This window comes from Xanthomonas sp. CFBP 7698 (assembly GCF_003600855.1).
In the GTDB taxonomy this organism is placed as follows: domain Bacteria; phylum Pseudomonadota; class Gammaproteobacteria; order Xanthomonadales; family Xanthomonadaceae; genus Xanthomonas; species Xanthomonas cannabis.
Genome location: NZ_PRDN01000002.1, coordinates 430,749 through 445,454, shown reverse-complemented (window position 1 = coordinate 445,454; position 14,706 = coordinate 430,749). Strand labels below are relative to the sequence as shown.

The following is a 14,706-nucleotide window of genomic DNA, read 5'->3' as shown; positions in this document are numbered from 1 at the left end:
CGCGCCGGCTCAGGCGGCGATGTCGTCGACGTGGCCCTGATTCAACTCATCGGTGGTGGCTTCGCGCACGTCCACTACTTCCACCGCAAAGTGCAGGGTCTGGCCGGCCAGCGGGTGATTGCCATCTACGGTGACCTGTTCCGGGCCGACCTCGGTGACGGTGACCAGCACCGGGCCCTGCTGGGTGCGGGCTTCGAACTGCACGCCCGGGACCACGTCCACATCGGTGGGGAAGGCCTCGCGCGGAACGTGCTGGATCAGCTGCTCGTGGCGCGGGCCGTAGCCTTGTTCGGGCGCCACGTCGGCGGTGAGTGTGTCGCCCACGCGCCGGCCGTCCAGCGCCTGCTCCAGGCCGGGCACGATGTTGCCGGCACCGTGCAGATAGCTCAACGGGGTGTCGGGAGTGGAGCGGTCCAGGACCTGGCCGCTGTCGTCGGAAAGGGTGTAGTGAATGGTCGCAACGCGACCCTGGCTGATTTCCATCGGAAACCTCCATGCGGGTGATCGAGGGGGAAGTGCATCGGCTGATTCACGATGCCAAGAGGTGCTGCACCCACACCGTAGGCAATCGCACCGGATCATGCAACCGCTGCGGAACCTGCGGTTGGGCGAGGATCAGGTTCGCCGTCGTCGTGCATCGCTGTGGACGTGCGGCAGGCATTACGGGGTGAGGACCGACCCTGCTGCGGCCCGATGGAGAGTGCGGCAGCGGCCCCGGCCTGACGTTGACCGCGATTACCCGGCATTTCCGCTCACCGGCAACGCCGCTGATGTCGTGACCATTGCGGCGCCTGTGGTGGCCGTAGCCCGTGCACGTGGTTGCCTACTCGGTCTGCGCGCCGCGTTCGATCTGCGCGCGACGTGCGCGCCAGGTTTCCGGTGTCTGCGGTTTGACGAACAACGCGGTGAGTTCAGGATGCTGGCGCTTGGCGGCGGCTTCGATGCGCCCCACGCAGGCTTCGATCTGCGGCGTGCTGCGGCTGTCTTCGAATTCCGCGCTCAATGCGGCAACGACCTGGTTGGGGCCCATCTGCATGGTCAGCACGCCGTTGGCGGCGCGCACGTCCGGGTCGCCGGCGGCAATGCGCAGCAGCGAGTCGGTGACGTGCGCATGGGCCGGCTCGCCGATCAGCAGCCCCTTGGTCTCGCGCGCCAGCAGGAAAGCGGTAAAGGCCAGCACGCCGGCGATGCCGATCGATGCGATGCCGTCGAGTTCGGGCATGTCCAACAGCTGCGCACCGGCCAGGCCGAGCAAGGCCATGAACAGGCCGATCAATGCGGCGCTGTCTTCCAGCAACACGGTAAAGGTGCTGGGGTCCTTGCTCTGGCGAAATGCTTCGAAGTAGCCCATGCGGCCCTTTTTTGCACGGAATTCGCGCAGTGCCACGATCCAGGAAATGCCTTCGAACACGATCGAAACGCCGAGCACGCAATACGCGATGAGATGACTCTTGGCCGGCTCGGGGTGACGCAGGTGCACGATGCCCTCGTACAACGACACGCCGGCACCCATCGCAAACACCAGCAACGCGACGATGAAACTCCAGAAATACAGTTCGCGCCCATAGCCGAAGGGATGCGTCGGCGTGGGAGCCTGCGCAGCGCGACGTAGACCATAGAGCAGCAGCACCTCGTTGATGGTGTCCACCAGCGAATGCACGCCCTCGCTGAGCATGGCCGAGCTGCCGGAAATTCCGGCGGCAATGAACTTGGCCACCGCAATGGCCAGGTTGCCGGCCAACGCGACGTAGACGACCAAATGCGCGCCCTTGGGCTTGCCGGGGCGCTCTGCGGGACTGTCGGGATGGCCTGGCGCGCCAGACGCGTTGCCAGGCTTCAGGGTGGCTGGTGCGGCGCCTGGCGCGGGGTGGACTGGCTCGTTGGACACGCGCAACCTGCAGGGCATTCGATAAGCGCTGCACTATCGCGCCGCCGCCGTGCCGGATGCGTGATCGCGCGGCCGTGGCGCTACAATCCACGCCCGTTTCGATCAAGGAATCGCATGTCTACCGTTCCCGCCTGCCCGCAATGCGGCCAGGACAACACCTATGCCGACGGCGCCTTGTCGATCTGCGCGGACTGCGGTTTCGAATGGAGCGCAGCCGAGGTCGCCGCGAACACGACCGTGGTGCGCGACAGCAACGGCAATGTGCTGCAGGCCGGCGACACGGTGACGGTGATCAAGGATCTCAAGGTCAAGGGCTCGTCGATTCCGCTCAAGCAGGGCACGGTGATCCGCAATATCCGCCTGGTCGAGGACGACGCCGAACATATCGAAGGCAACTCGGAAAAGATCAAGGGCCTGGTGCTCAAGACTTGTTTTCTGCGTAAAGCCTGAGTCCGCTCCCGTAGGAGCGCGGCTGAGCGCGACAGGTACACCGATAACGCCTCATATCGCGCGAGCACGCGCCTGCGGTTCGTGCGCAGCTCGAGCCGCCCGGCGGCAAGACGCGGGTGACGCGCCTCAACGCGATGGCGGTACCGATCGCACCACGCCACGCGCCAGCGTGTCCTGCCCGGCTGGTACCGCGCCGGGTGTGGCGGCTCAATCGCGCGGGTAGACCGCCGCCACTGTGCAGCTTTGGCGCATGCGCGAAAACTTGCCGCCGCGCGAGGTGCTGAGGTCGCCTTGCTGGCCGGCGCCCACGCCTGCGCCGGCAATGCCGATTTCGTCGAGCACGTCGACCTTGTCGCCGGGGTTGCCGCAAATCGCATTCAGGCCCATGCCGGATACGAAGCGGATCGGCGGTGCGCCGCTGAGCTCGCGGCAGCTGTCCATCAATTCGACGCGATAATGGCGGTGCGCGCCGGGATGGCGCGGCGACACTTCCACCACCAGACCCTGCGCGTCCTCCGACCACGCCCGCACCATGCCGGGCTGGAAGCAATAGCTTGCGGAGCCGGCGAAGTTGCGACGACGCGCTTGCCGCACGCTCACGCCGTCCAGGGTGGGGATGCCGTCGGCCTGCCGCTGACGGGCCATGCTGGCGTAGTCGCGTGCACTGAGCGGGGCGACCTGGCTGATCGCGCACCGTTGCTGCCCGGTGCTGACGGATGCCTGTGCACCATTGCAGACCCAACCGTGCGGTGCGAGCACGGTGGCGTCTGCGTGCACGGTCAGGCGCGGGCAGTCCTGTGCCAATTGCAGGCGGAACAGGCGGCCGTCGCGTTCGGCAACGGCCAGGGTCCGCGCATCGGTCTGATGCAGCTCGCTCACCTGGCGGGCATCCAGGCACTCGGGACCGGGCGCGGCAGGGCGCGGGGAGTGCGCCGCTGCGCCGCCCACCGTGCAGGCCATGATGCTGGTGCCGAGCAGGACCACAGGGAGCAGGCGCATCACGCACATCCTTGGCAATGAGATGGCTGCATCATGTGCCGGCGTCGGCGCCGTGACAATCGCCCGGCAGCGGGACGCGGGCGTGTGCCGCGATCAAGCCGGCACACCCAGGCAGGCCCTACACGGCGTGGGCGCCGTATCGGCAAGCCGAGCTTGGCGAACCCTGCGCCACGCGTTGGTGCGCACGTGCGCTACGGCGTGTCGGGCGGGTCCGAATCCAGCACCTGCAGCTTGCCGCCGGTGGTCTCCGGCAGGATGCGCTGGTCGGTGGCGACCAACACCACGCCCGGCGTCAGCAGCGGCAGCAGATTGGCCAGGAATGCCGGCGGCACCTGCAGGCGCGCAATGGTGTCGGCATCCAGCGCCTGGCCTGCCGCCGCAGCGCTGCCGGGAATGCCGATGCGCATCCAGTTGGGCATGCGATGACCGGGCAGGCCGGGAATGTCGCCCGGCAGGAAGCCCTGGCCGACGATGAAGGCCTGCGTGCCCAGCGGCGCTGCGCCAGGGGGTGCGTGCAAGGCCACCTGCGCGCGGCCGATCTCCATGCCATTGCGGTACACCACCAATTGCTGGTCGGTGCTGCTGATCAGCATCGAGATCGGGCCGGTGGGCGCCAGCGCCGGTTGCCAGGCAAATGCCTGGCCATTGGGGAGCGGCAACACGGGGCGCTCGGCGCCGGTGGTCGGGTCGATCGGGCTGAGCGCGCGTGGATGCACCACATCGTCGGCACTGACACCGGCCTGCGCGACCACCACCACCATGCCCATGTTGGAATTGTCGAACAGCAACCGGGCAAATTCCGATGGCAGATGCACGCAGCCATGCGACTCCGGGTAGCCCGGCAGGCCGCCGGCATGCAGCGCCACGCCGTCCCAGGTGAGCCGCTGTTGATACGGCATGGGTGCGGCGTTGTAGAGATTGGAGCGGTGGTCCTTGTCCTTCTGCAGGATGGTGAACACGCCGGTGGGTGTCTCGTGCCCGGGCTTGCCGGAGCTGATGGTGGACACGCCGATCAGGATGCCGTTGCGATACGCATAGGCGCGTTGCTCGGTGAGGCTGACGATGACGGCCATCGGGCCCCAGCCTTTACTGACACCGCCCCAGATCCATTCGCCCGGTTTGAGCTGGGCCGGCAGGGTATCGGCGGGACTGGACTGGCGCGCACCCCAGAACGGCACGGCCAGCGCCTGGCCACCGATCAGCAATGTGCAGAGCAGCGCAAATGGAAGAAGGCGGCGCATGGGCGTTCCAGGATCAGGGGCTGCCTGGATGCTAGCGGGGAGCGCTGTGCGCGTCATGTGGCGACGGCGCGCAAGCGACGTGCGAAGCGAACCTGTCGGTGCGGTCCATGCGGCCAACCGGCCACTGCGATGGATGCGGAAAGAGAGCGCTTAGGCAGTGCGTGGTGCGCGGACGCGACGCGCCACCGGCCGGCCATCGCCGCGCTGGATGCGGCAATGGCCGGCCAGTGTGCCTAGAGGATCACTCCGGCAGTGCGGGGTAGTCGGTGTAGCCCTTGGCGCCGCCGCCGTACATGGTGGCCTGATCGACCTCGGCCAGCGGTGCGTTCTCGCGCAGGCGACGCACCAGATCCGGGTTGGCGATGAAGGGGCGCCCGTAGGCGATCGCATCGGCATAGCCGCTGCTGATGGCCTGTTCGGACATGGCGCGGTCGTAGCCGTTGTTGGCGATCCAGGCACCGTCGAACTTGGCGCGCAGCGCCGCGTAATCGAAGGCGATGTTGTCGCGCGGGCCACCGGTGGCGCCTTCGATCACATGCACGAAGGCCAGGCCGCCGATCAGGTTCAGCCGCTCCACCGCACGTTCGAACAACGGCTGCGGGTTGGAGTCGTGCGCGCCATAGACCGGAGTGACCGGCGACAACCGCACGCCGGTGCGCTCGGCACCGATCTCGTCGGCAATGGCCTGCACCACTTCGACCAGCAGCCGGGTGCGGTTTTCGATATCGCCACCGTAGGCATCGGTGCGCTTGTTGGCGCTGTCACGCAGGAACTGGTCGAGCAGGTAGCCATTGGCGGCATGCACTTCCACGCCATCGAAACCGGCGTCGATCGCGTTGCGTGCGGCACGGCGGTAGTCCTCGATCAGCGCGGGGATTTCATCCAGCGCCAGTGCGCGCGGTTCGGACACATCCTCGAAGCCGTTCTGGGTGTAGGTCTTGCCTTCGGCACGAATGGCGCTGGGCGCGACCGGTACTTCGCCGGGGGGCAGTACGCTGGTGTGCGACACGCGGCCGACATGCCACAGCTGGAGCACGATCTTGCCGCCACGGCGATGCACTTCATCGGTGACGGTGCGCCAGCCGGCGACCTGTTCCGGAGTGTGGATGCCGGGCGTGTCCAGATAGCCCTGGCCGAGCGGACTGATCTGCGTGCCTTCTGCCACGATCAGGCCGGCGGTGGCGCGCTGGCCGTAATACTCGGCGGCAAGCGGCGAGGGCACCTGCCCGGCACCGGCGCGGTTACGCGTCAGCGGCGCCATGATCACGCGGTTGGCAAGATCCAGCGCGCCCAGGCGCACCGGGGAGAACAACGGAGATTCAGTGGATTTGGACATCAGCAACCAGTGTTTGGGATCACACGCAAGGCGCGGCGCCACGACGATCGCGGTGCCCCACAGCGATGGTGGCGCGGCGGGCGGGATTCGAGCAGCGTCAGTAGGACACAGCGTCTTCTGCGGGCATCCAAGCCGAGCGAACCGTGACCCGCGAGGCCTTGGCGCGGCATCGCTGTGACGTGCGGCCTTTCGTCGAATGCTGCATTGCACAATAATAAGCTGCCCCGTCATTCTGGAGTCGGGCATGTCCGATACCGAGCTGTCCGCGCCGCGCGTGCCGCGCCGCGATTACGTGCTGATCCTGCTCGCGCTGGCGATGGGCGGATTTGCGATCGGCATCAGCGAATTTTCCACCATGGGCCTGATGACGCAGATTGCGCAGGGCCTGCAGATCAGCGAACCGCAGGTTGGCCATGTCATCAGCGCCTATGCCTTGGGCGTGGTGGTCGGCGCACCGCTGCTGGCGATCCTGGGCGCGCGCTGGCCGCGACGCACCTTGCTGTTACTGCTGATGGTGTTCTACGCACTGGGCAACCTGGCCAGTGCGTTGGCGCCCAGCTACCACGCCATGTTGGTGTGCCGCTTCATCGCCGGCTTGCCGCATGGCGCGTATTTCGGCGTCGCCTCGCTGGTGGCAGCCTCGATCAGCCCGCCCAATCAGCGCGCCACCGCCGTCGGGCGCGTGCTGCTGGGGTTGAGCGTTGCGTTGCTGGTCGGCAACCCGCTGGCGACCTGGCTGGGGCAGGTCGTCAGCTGGCGTTGGTCGTATGCCTCGGTCTCGGTCATCGCGCTGGGAACGGTGGCCGCGGTGGCCGCGCTGTTGCCGCCCGCACCGGATGAGCCGCGCCAGCAGCCGCTGCGCGAGCTGCGTGCGTTCAATCGGGCGCAGGTGTGGCTGGCCCTGGCGATCGGAGCCGTCGGGTTTTCAGGCATGTTTTGCGTTTTCAGTTATCTGGCGCCGACCCTCACTGCTGTTACCGGCGTGGCACCGGCACGCATTCCGCTGGCCATGGCGGCGTTCGGCGTCGGCGGTGTGCTCGGCAGCATTGCGGGCGGTTGGTTGTTCGACCGGATGCAGTTCCGTGCGGTGCCGGTGCTGCTGGTGTGGTCGATCGTGGTCATGTTGACCTTTCCGATGGCCGCGCATGCGGGGCAGTGGGTGTTCGTCTCCATCGTGGCAGTCGGCACGATGGGCGCGCTGGCGCCGGCCTTGCAGACGCGCCTGATGGACGTGGCGGCCGAGGCGCAGACGCTGGCAGCGGCCTCGAACCATGCCGCATTCAACACCGCCAATGCCCTGGGCCCCTGGCTGGGCGGCATGGCGATCACCGCTGGCTGGGGCTGGACATCCACCGGCTATGTCGGTGCAGCAACCGCGCTCGGCGGACTGTTGGTGTACGCATGTGCGGTGTGGCAGGAGCAGCGCCAGCGCAGCCTGGCGACCAACTGCTGAGCAAGTGCGCCGGGCGGCCGCACGCATCGCCCGGCGTGCACGGGCGCGCATCTCGATCGATGGCCTGCGCGTTGCGTGCTGCTGCATGCCATTCATCATCCCCGGCACTCGGCTGCACACAGACACGTGGCGAAGACCTCACTGCAGTGCCGTGCCTTGACGCGCGTGCTCGCCGTCGGAGCGGCGATGCCAACCGCGCACGCCAGCCGCATCCACAGCCAACTCACGGCACGCGCCCGAGACTGCGCGCTTGACCACAAGCGAGCAGGACCGCGCCATGACCGACTTCACGCCACCGCCGTGGAAGCGCCCCAATCCGACGTCCAAACGCGCCTCGACGCCACTGACGGACGCCCAGAAGGCAGCGGCAAAACAACGCGCCGAAGCAGCCGGGCGGCCGTACCCGAACCTGGTTGACAACATGTGGGCCAGCCGGCAACCGAAAGGGTCTTGATGCGCCGTTGGCATCGATGAATCGCGATTCATCGGCCGCACGAAGGCGTGAGGATGACGCCCACATTGCTCACATGTCGATTATGGGTGCGAGCCCAGGATGAGGCCGTACACAACGCAAGGCACCGCAATCAACGCATCGATTGCGCTTCTCCCCGAAAGCCGGCGCATTGCACCCCCGTGCAGCGCGGCCCATCCAACAAGGAGCGACACATGAGCATTCAGAGCAAGACCGAGCACAGCCTCAACGACCTCATCGCCATTTCCCGCGACGGCAAGGACTTCTACGATGAAGCGGCGTCCAAGGTGGGCGATGCAGAGCTTGCAACGTTGTTCCGCCGCATTGCCGGCGTCAAGACCGACATCGTGAGCAGCCTGAGCAGCGTGGTCACCTCGGTGGGCGGCACGCCGGAGCAGCACGGCACCATGGTCGGCAGCATGCAGCAGTTTTACGGCAAGGTCCGTGCAACGCTGGGCGACACCAAGTACGGCTACGTGGCCGAGCTGGAAGAATCGGAAGATCGTTTGCTGAAGGCGTTCGACGAAACCATTGCTGATGCAGACACGCCGGCCGCCGCGCGCGATGCCGCAGTGCGTCTGCTGCCGGAAGTGCGCGCATGTCACGACGTGATGCGTAACCGCAAGCACGCGATGAAGAGCGCCGCATAAGAGCGCGGCGCGTCCGAAGTGCATCTGGATTGATGCAGCTCCGGAGTAAATCGATACAGGCGGGAAACGGGTGGCGCAAGCTGCCCGTTTCTTTTTGTGTCAGATGCGAAGCGACAACGCGACAACGCGAAAACGCGCGGTGGCGGTTCCACGTCAGTATCGCGTTCCACGTTGAAGCCGATGGCAGGCGGCGTATTCGCCGCGCGTCGTGTCTGCTAGTATCCGCCGCCCTTCTTCACCCAGGCCTGCGCAGGCGGTCGTGGACTTACCCATGAAGCAGCAGTTTCTGTATTTGTCATCGGCCGAGGCGCAGTTGTCGCTCGGTCTGGGGGAAGAAAAGACGACCGAGCGGCTGTTCTTTGCGGTGATGGCCGATGCGGACACCGCCGAACGCGCGGGTCGTATCTGTGAGGGCCTGCTGCAAGGCGGGGTCGATGGAAAGCCGCTATCACGCGACCGCCTGCATGTGACCCTGCACCATCTCGGCGACTATGCCGGGGGTTTGCCGCCGTCGCTGGTCAGCCGTGCCAGCCAGGCCGCCGACCGTGTGGCCTTGCAGGCGTTCGAGGTGGAGTTCGACCGGGTCGGTACCTTCGGTGGACGGCGGTCGCAACTGCCTTGCGTGCTGCGCGGCGAAGAGCGCGTGCGCGGCCTGTACGAATTGCAGGGCGCGCTGGGCCGTCAGCTGGCGCGTGTGGGCATTGCCGGCGATGCGCAGTACACGCCGCACATGACGCTGCTGTATTGCAATCAGACCGTGCCGCAACGGCGCTGCGACGCGCTCGCGTGGACCGTGCGCGAGTTTGCGCTGGTACGCAGCTTCCTCGGCCAGTCGCGCTACCAGTTCGAAGGACGCTGGCCACTGCGCTGAGCGCCTGTGTGTGGGACGCAGGCCCGGGTGCGGTAGCCTGCACGGATGGATACTTCAACGCCCCTGCCGTTGCACGCCGATCACCTGGCCGCGCTGGAGCAGGCCTATGCCACGCCGCCGCGCGCCTATCACCACTTCGGCCACGTGCGCGCGCTGCTGCAGCACTATGCCGAGGTCGCCAGCGGGCCGGGCTGGCAGCAGCCGGCCGAGGTGTGGCTGGCGGTGCTGTTCCACGATGCGGTGTATCAACCCGGGCGCAGCGACAACGAGGCGCAATCGGCGGCGTGGGCGCTGGAATGCAGTGCGCGCTGGTGGCCGCAGGCCGCCGTGGATCTGCAGCGCGTACAGGCGCTGATCTTGCTCACTGCGCGGCACGGCCAACTCGAGCCGCAGGACGTTGACCAGGAGGCGGCGCTGTTTCTGGATTGCGATATGGCGATCCTGGCGGCGCCGGCGGACGTCTTCGATGCCTACGACCGGGCAATTGCCGAGGAGTACCGCGGCCATGTCCCCGCGCTGCTGTTCCGGCTCAATCGCCGCCGCTTCCTGGCTGGTCTGCTCAAGCGTCCGCGCATCTTTCTCAGCGACTATTTCCACGCGCGCCTGGATGCTGCCGCGCGGGCCAACCTGCGGCGGCGCCTGGGCCGCTGAACTGTCCGCAGCAGGCGGCTCGCATCAACCGGGCGCTGCAGGTGCGCACGCTACAATGGCTGCATGCACGAGCGCGCCGTTTCCACCGCCGATCCACGTCCGCAACCGCCACAGGCGCCGGCCCCCAACGAGTGCTGCGAAAGCGGTTGCCCGTTGTGCGTGCACGATCTGTATGCCGAGGAACTGGCCCGCTACCGCCAGGCGCTGGCCGCATGGGAAGCCCGGCAACCGCCGCAGGCGCGATAAGCGAAGCGCCACGCTTCGCGATGCCGCCTGGAACGATTATCTTTGGACCACTTTCCGCGATGGTGCGACATGCGACGACTTGAAATGTGGGGCGCGCTCTGCGGCGCGGCGGTGTTGACGCTGTCGGGATTGGCCGCCGCGCAGGCGCCTGAGCCGGTCACTCACGGCCGTTTCGAGCAGGTGCCGGTGCTGATGCCCAAGGGCGAACCGCAACGGGTGGTGATCTGGTTCGCGGGCGCCGGCAATGCCGCAACGCGCCAGGCGCAGGTCGAGGCATTGCGCGACGACGGCGCGATGGTGGCGGTGGTGGATACCGCGCACCTCTACGCGGTGGTGCGCAAGGACGGCGGCGCCTGCGCGTTTTCGGTCGGCGACGTGGAGAATTTCTCCCGCTATGTGCAGGCCTTCTATCACATCCCCACCTATCGTCTGCCGCTGCTGGTCGGCGACGGCGAAGGCGCAGCGTTGGCCTATGCCATCGGCGCGCAGGCCAAGCCGCATGTGCTGGCAGGCGTGCTCACCGATGGCCTATGCCCGGCGACGGTCTCCGACCAGGCGATCTGCCAGCCGGGCGTGCGTCCGGGCAGCAACACGCTGGTGCCGTCGCCGCTGCAGATTCCGTGGGTGCTTGCCGGCAGCCAGGACAAACGGTGCCCTGCGGCGGCCGAGGCGGCCTTCATCAAGCAGATCCCGCAGGCGCGCACCTTCACGCGCTCTGCCAAGGGCGACATCCTGCCGGGCCTGCGCGCTGCGGCGCGCTCGCTGGGCGAGCAGAAGGGCGTGGCGTTGCCGCCGCCGCCCGGTGGCCTGGCCGACCTGCCGGTGGTCGAGTTGCCGGCCAAGCCGGACGGCGACAGCGACGACGACACCTTCGTGATCTTCGTTTCCGGCGACGGCGGCTGGGCCGGACTGGATGAAGAAGTGGCCGACGCGCTGGCCGCGCAGGGCATTCCGGTGGTTGGCCTGGATTCGCTGCGTTATTTCTGGACCGAGCGCACCCCGCAGGGCTTTGCCACGGATCTGGACCGCATCGCACGGGTTTATGCGCAGCGCTGGCAGCGCAAGCGCGTGGTGCTGATCGGCTTCTCGCAAGGTGCCGATGTGTTGCCGGCGGCGATCAACAAGCTACCCGCACAGACCAGGCAAAACATTCGCATGACCGCGCTGTTGTCGGTGGGCAAGCTGGCCGACTACGAATTCCACGTCAGCAACTGGCTGGGTTCGGACGACGAAGGCCTGCCGATCGCGCCGGAGGTGCAACGCCTGCCCGCCAGCACCACGGTCTGCATCTACGGCCAGGACGACGACGACGCGCTCTGCCCCAGCCTGCCGGCGCAGGCGGCCACGCGGGTGGCGCTGCCGGGCGATCACCATTTCAAGGGCGATTACGCGACCCTAGCCAAGGTGATCATGGAGCAGTTGCACGCGCTGTCGAAGCCGTAAAAGAGCAGGGCATGTGTGAGCTGGTTCGGCCCGACGCCGGGCCGACGCAGGCCAACAACCCGGTCGTCGCCGTTCGGTTCGGCCTCCGTCCAGCCTGGCAGGCCTTCGGCGTTTCTTTCCGCAACCGCCAACAATCGGTGGTGCTTGCAAGGGTGCCGGTGTGGGACCTTGAGTGGCATGGATGCCGCGCCAGAGCCTGCATGGACGGACTTGCGGCGTGCCCCACGCCGGTACGCGTGCAAGCGCCCGAGGCAAAGCGAGGCATTCGCCTAGGACCGCAGGGATCGAGCGGCCTTACTCCTGCCGGCCCGGATCCACCGAGATCAAGCGGGTGACATCCAGCAATGCGGCCGGCAGATGCATGCCGCCAGGCGCCACCAGGTAGCGCGGGCGCCAGGTCGGGGCGAACTTCGACTTGAAGCGACGTAGCCCGCTGAACCCGTAGAAGCGTTCGCCATGGCGTGCCACCAGGCTGGCGAAGCGGTTCCAGCGGCCGGCCAGGCGATGCTCGGCCAACCCGGACAATGGCGCCATGCCCAGCGAGAAGCGCTTGTAGCCGTTGGCCTGGCCCCACAGGAACAGCTCGATGAACAGGAAGTCCATCGTGCCCTTGGGGGCTTCGGCGCTGTGCCGCATCAGGTCCACCGACAGCTCGCCGCCGGCCGGCGCCCACCACACGTTGGCGAAAGCCACGATCCGGCCTTCCGCCTCGGCCACCGCCACCGGAAAACGGCGCAGGTAGTCGGCATCGAAGCTGCCCAGCGAAAAGCCCTTTTCTTCGCCGGCCTTTTCGTCCAGCCACTGCTCGGACACCTCGGCCAGGCGCGGCAACACCGCATCCACCTGGTCGGGCTGCAGCATGCGGAAGGTCAGGCCGCTGCGCTTGCCGCGGTTCCAGGCCTGGCGCAGATCGGCGCGGTCGCGGCCCTCCAGGGTGAAGTTCTCCAGCGGCACGATCGCCTCTTCGCCCAGCTTGACCAGGGTCATGCCCATGTCCAGGTAGCTCTGCCAGTATTTCTCGCCCACCTGATAGAACACCGGACGCAGGCCCATGTGGTCGGCCTCCTCGCGGAAACGCCAGATCAGTGCGCGCGCCACTTCGGGCGGGCCCACCGGGTCGCCCATCGAAATCAGCGACCCGCCATAGCGCTGCATCATCACGAAGCCGCGGTTGCCCTCATCGAACAGGAACGCCTTGTCGCCGGTCAACGCCAGGCAGGCCTGGGTGTCGGTGCTGGTCTCCAGGATCGGCGCCAGCGCCTGCAGGGCCTGCGCATCGGCCGGCGGCATCGGCCGGCGCCCGCCGCGCAGCAACCGCGCCATGCCGAACATGATCACGCCCACGCACAGGATCAGCGCCGCGCGCAGCGCACGCGGTGCATTGGCCGAGGTGGCGAACTCCCACCACAGATCGTTGCTGTATTCGACGTGGCTGTAGACGAAGAACAGCAGCCAGAACGTGGCCACCAGCACCAGGCCCAGGTTGCTCAGCCAGCGCCAGGACCACGCTTCGTCCAGCAGCGCGCCCTGGCGGTAGAACTCGCGGCGCGCCGCCCATAGCGCCAGCGCGGCCAGTGCGGCCGACAGCGACACCGAGATATGGCTGCCGCGCAGCAAGGCCAGCGGCGGCACCAGCACGCACACGCCCAGCGCCAGCATCCAGGCCGCGTGACTGCGGCGCTGCAGGCCCTGGCCGATCAGCAGCAGCATCATGCCGCCCAGGCTGACCAGCAGGTGCGAGGTTTCGATCAGCGGCAATGGCGCCACTTCCTGGCGCGCGCGCGGGGTGGGCAGGGTGCCATCGATCATCAGCGCCGCGCCCACCGCAAACACCGCCAGGGCCAGGATCTGCGGCAACCACGGGCGCAGCGCCTTCCACACCGTGCGCGCAGTACTGGCACTGGCGCGTACCGGTGCGCCCAGCCCCGAGGCGGCGGCCATGGCCACCGAAATCAGCAGCGGCACGATGTAGTAGGTGACGCGGTACGCCAGCGCCGCGGCCAACACGGCGGCAGGCGTCACATGCGGCAGCAGCTTGAGCAGGCTCCATTCGAACACGCCCAGCCCGGCCGGCACGGTGGAGATCAGGCCGGCGACCACCGCCACCAGCCAGATACCGATGAAGCCGAAGTAGCCGGTGCCCGGGTCCGGCGGCAGCAGCACGTAGAACGCTGCAGCGGCCAGGCCCAGTTCGACCACGCTCAGGGCGGTCACGCCGAGCACGGTGGTGCGGTCGGGCAGCCAGAAGCGATGGCTGCGGATGCCGAATTCGCGGCCCTGTCTGCCCACCAGCACCAGCATGGCCACATATCCCACCAGCAAGGCGATGCCGGCGATGCGGATGGCCTCGGCGGTGATCGGCAAGGCGCGCGCGGCCGCTTCCGGTTCCAGCATCAGCGCCAGCCCGAGCAGGACCCAGGCGCCGAAGATGAAGCCCAGCGTGCTCATCAGCACCACCTGGCCGATCTCGGCCAGGGTCAGCCCGACGCTGCCGTAGCCGCGCAGGCGCACGGCGCCGCCGGTGAGTGCGGCAAAGCCCAGGGTCTGGCCCACCGCATGCGCCATGAAGGCGGTGATGCCCACCCGCGCCGGATGCAGCCGCTTGCCGGTGCGCTTGAGCCCCACCCAGTCAAAGCCCACCAGGCATGCGTAGCTGCTCAACCCCAGCAGCAGCGTCAGTGCGATCTGCCCCGCACCCAGCGCACGGAACGCCTGGCGGATCTGGCGATACCCATGGTCGGTGAACTGCGCCGACAGCGCATGCAGCGCCATCGCCAGGATGGCCAGGCTGATGATGACCGGCAGGGCGCGACGCCAACCGCTGGAAGGCGCTTCGGTAGACACGGGGGTATCCGTCATGAGGGCAACGGGATCTGCATAAGAGGGAAGGAAGACGCATGCACGAGATGTGCCGCGGGCGCGGTGGGTCTGCATGGGCCGGACGGTTGGAGAAGCATGCAGCGTGATCGCGTCAGTGCCGAAACAGGGTGAACGCACGGCGCGATC

At 67.5% G+C, this 14,706-nt stretch carries 14 protein-coding genes; 8 read left to right on the top strand and 6 right to left on the bottom strand.

What is annotated here, in order from left to right; all coding sequences use genetic code 11:
• Window positions 1-9: 9 nt before the first annotated feature.
• Complete coding sequence (locus tag XnspCFBP7698_RS09790) at window positions 10-483, bottom strand: peptidylprolyl isomerase (protein ID WP_047693718.1); 474 nt, start codon at window positions 481-483, stop codon at window positions 10-12.
• A 340-nt stretch (window positions 484-823) separates the two neighbouring features.
• A complete protein-coding gene (locus XnspCFBP7698_RS09785; RefSeq protein ID WP_146093285.1) occupies window positions 824-1,906 on the bottom strand; it encodes a cation diffusion facilitator family transporter in 1,083 nt (360 codons plus the stop codon).
• A gap of 96 nt (window positions 1,907-2,002) precedes the next feature.
• Here XnspCFBP7698_RS09785 and XnspCFBP7698_RS09780 point away from each other — a divergent pair, with 96 nt between their 5' ends.
• Window positions 2,003-2,338 (top strand): zinc ribbon domain-containing protein YjdM, encoded by a 336-nt coding sequence (locus tag XnspCFBP7698_RS09780; RefSeq protein WP_104581570.1) that lies wholly within the window; start codon window positions 2,003-2,005, stop codon window positions 2,336-2,338.
• 207 nt (window positions 2,339-2,545) lie between these two features.
• On the opposite strand, the gene XnspCFBP7698_RS09775 is transcribed toward XnspCFBP7698_RS09780, so the two are convergent.
• The 3 genes from XnspCFBP7698_RS09775 to XnspCFBP7698_RS09765 form a co-directional block, all read right to left on the bottom strand.
• A complete protein-coding gene (locus XnspCFBP7698_RS09775) occupies window positions 2,546-3,346 on the bottom strand; it encodes a hypothetical protein (protein WP_104581571.1) in 801 nt (266 codons plus the stop codon).
• 182 nt (window positions 3,347-3,528) lie between these two features.
• Complete coding sequence (locus tag XnspCFBP7698_RS09770; protein ID WP_047693714.1) at window positions 3,529-4,578, bottom strand: L,D-transpeptidase; 1,050 nt, start codon at window positions 4,576-4,578, stop codon at window positions 3,529-3,531.
• A 241-nt stretch (window positions 4,579-4,819) separates the two neighbouring features.
• Window positions 4,820-5,914, bottom strand: coding sequence for an alkene reductase (locus XnspCFBP7698_RS09765; RefSeq protein WP_047693712.1), 1,095 nt, complete (start codon window positions 5,912-5,914; stop codon window positions 4,820-4,822).
• A gap of 244 nt (window positions 5,915-6,158) precedes the next feature.
• Here XnspCFBP7698_RS09765 and XnspCFBP7698_RS09760 point away from each other — a divergent pair, with 244 nt between their 5' ends.
• The 7 genes from XnspCFBP7698_RS09760 to XnspCFBP7698_RS09730 all read left to right on the top strand — a co-directional run bounded on the left by XnspCFBP7698_RS09760 (window position 6,159) and on the right by XnspCFBP7698_RS09730 (window position 11,700).
• Complete coding sequence (locus XnspCFBP7698_RS09760) at window positions 6,159-7,367, top strand: MFS transporter (protein WP_199680132.1); 1,209 nt, start codon at window positions 6,159-6,161, stop codon at window positions 7,365-7,367.
• A 277-nt stretch (window positions 7,368-7,644) separates the two neighbouring features.
• Complete coding sequence (locus XnspCFBP7698_RS09755; protein ID WP_104581608.1) at window positions 7,645-7,821, top strand: hypothetical protein; 177 nt, start codon at window positions 7,645-7,647, stop codon at window positions 7,819-7,821.
• A 212-nt stretch (window positions 7,822-8,033) separates the two neighbouring features.
• Window positions 8,034-8,489 carry a PA2169 family four-helix-bundle protein gene (locus tag XnspCFBP7698_RS09750; protein WP_104581572.1) on the top strand — a complete coding sequence of 152 codons (456 nt, stop codon included), beginning with the start codon at window positions 8,034-8,036 and terminating at the stop codon, window positions 8,487-8,489.
• Window positions 8,490-8,760: 271 nt separating this feature from the next.
• Complete coding sequence (gene thpR, locus XnspCFBP7698_RS09745) at window positions 8,761-9,360, top strand: RNA 2',3'-cyclic phosphodiesterase (protein WP_104581573.1); 600 nt, start codon at window positions 8,761-8,763, stop codon at window positions 9,358-9,360.
• Between the two features lie 45 nt (window positions 9,361-9,405).
• Window positions 9,406-10,011, top strand: coding sequence for a hypothetical protein (locus XnspCFBP7698_RS09740; RefSeq protein ID WP_104581574.1), 606 nt, complete (start codon window positions 9,406-9,408; stop codon window positions 10,009-10,011).
• Between the two features lie 63 nt (window positions 10,012-10,074).
• Window positions 10,075-10,257, top strand: coding sequence for an oxidoreductase-like domain-containing protein (locus tag XnspCFBP7698_RS09735; protein WP_047693696.1), 183 nt, complete (start codon window positions 10,075-10,077; stop codon window positions 10,255-10,257).
• A gap of 69 nt (window positions 10,258-10,326) precedes the next feature.
• Window positions 10,327-11,700 carry an AcvB/VirJ family lysyl-phosphatidylglycerol hydrolase gene (locus tag XnspCFBP7698_RS09730; RefSeq protein ID WP_104581575.1) on the top strand — a complete coding sequence of 458 codons (1,374 nt, stop codon included), beginning with the start codon at window positions 10,327-10,329 and terminating at the stop codon, window positions 11,698-11,700.
• 294 nt (window positions 11,701-11,994) lie between these two features.
• Here the strand turns inward: XnspCFBP7698_RS09730 and mprF are convergent, their stop codons facing one another.
• Complete coding sequence (gene mprF, locus XnspCFBP7698_RS09725) at window positions 11,995-14,559, bottom strand: bifunctional lysylphosphatidylglycerol flippase/synthetase MprF (RefSeq protein WP_104581576.1); 2,565 nt, start codon at window positions 14,557-14,559, stop codon at window positions 11,995-11,997.
• Window positions 14,560-14,706: the final 147 nt, after the last annotated feature.

Bases quoted from the DNA above. Each gene is read 5' to 3' on its own strand.
- XnspCFBP7698_RS09740 (WP_104581574.1), top strand. From the start codon at position 9,406: ATGGATACTTCAACGCCCCTGCCGTTGCACGCCGATCACCTGGCCGCG.
- XnspCFBP7698_RS09775 (WP_104581571.1), bottom strand. From the start codon at position 3,346: ATGTGCGTGATGCGCCTGCTCCCTGTGGTCCTGCTCGGCACCAGCATC.
- XnspCFBP7698_RS09755 (WP_104581608.1), top strand. From the start codon at position 7,645: ATGACCGACTTCACGCCACCGCCGTGGAAGCGCCCCAATCCGACGTCC.
- XnspCFBP7698_RS09730 (WP_104581575.1), top strand. From the start codon at position 10,327: ATGCGACGACTTGAAATGTGGGGCGCGCTCTGCGGCGCGGCGGTGTTG.
- XnspCFBP7698_RS09735 (WP_047693696.1), top strand. From the start codon at position 10,075: ATGCACGAGCGCGCCGTTTCCACCGCCGATCCACGTCCGCAACCGCCA.
- XnspCFBP7698_RS09770 (WP_047693714.1), bottom strand. From the start codon at position 4,578: ATGCGCCGCCTTCTTCCATTTGCGCTGCTCTGCACATTGCTGATCGGT.
- XnspCFBP7698_RS09750 (WP_104581572.1), top strand. From the start codon at position 8,034: ATGAGCATTCAGAGCAAGACCGAGCACAGCCTCAACGACCTCATCGCC.
- XnspCFBP7698_RS09785 (WP_146093285.1), bottom strand. From the start codon at position 1,906: ATGCCCTGCAGGTTGCGCGTGTCCAACGAGCCAGTCCACCCCGCGCCA.
- mprF (WP_104581576.1), bottom strand. From the start codon at position 14,559: ATGACGGATACCCCCGTGTCTACCGAAGCGCCTTCCAGCGGTTGGCGT.
- XnspCFBP7698_RS09790 (WP_047693718.1), bottom strand. From the start codon at position 483: ATGGAAATCAGCCAGGGTCGCGTTGCGACCATTCACTACACCCTTTCC.
- XnspCFBP7698_RS09765 (WP_047693712.1), bottom strand. From the start codon at position 5,914: ATGTCCAAATCCACTGAATCTCCGTTGTTCTCCCCGGTGCGCCTGGGC.
- thpR (WP_104581573.1), top strand. From the start codon at position 8,761: ATGAAGCAGCAGTTTCTGTATTTGTCATCGGCCGAGGCGCAGTTGTCG.
- XnspCFBP7698_RS09760 (WP_199680132.1), top strand. From the start codon at position 6,159: ATGTCCGATACCGAGCTGTCCGCGCCGCGCGTGCCGCGCCGCGATTAC.
- XnspCFBP7698_RS09780 (WP_104581570.1), top strand. From the start codon at position 2,003: ATGTCTACCGTTCCCGCCTGCCCGCAATGCGGCCAGGACAACACCTAT.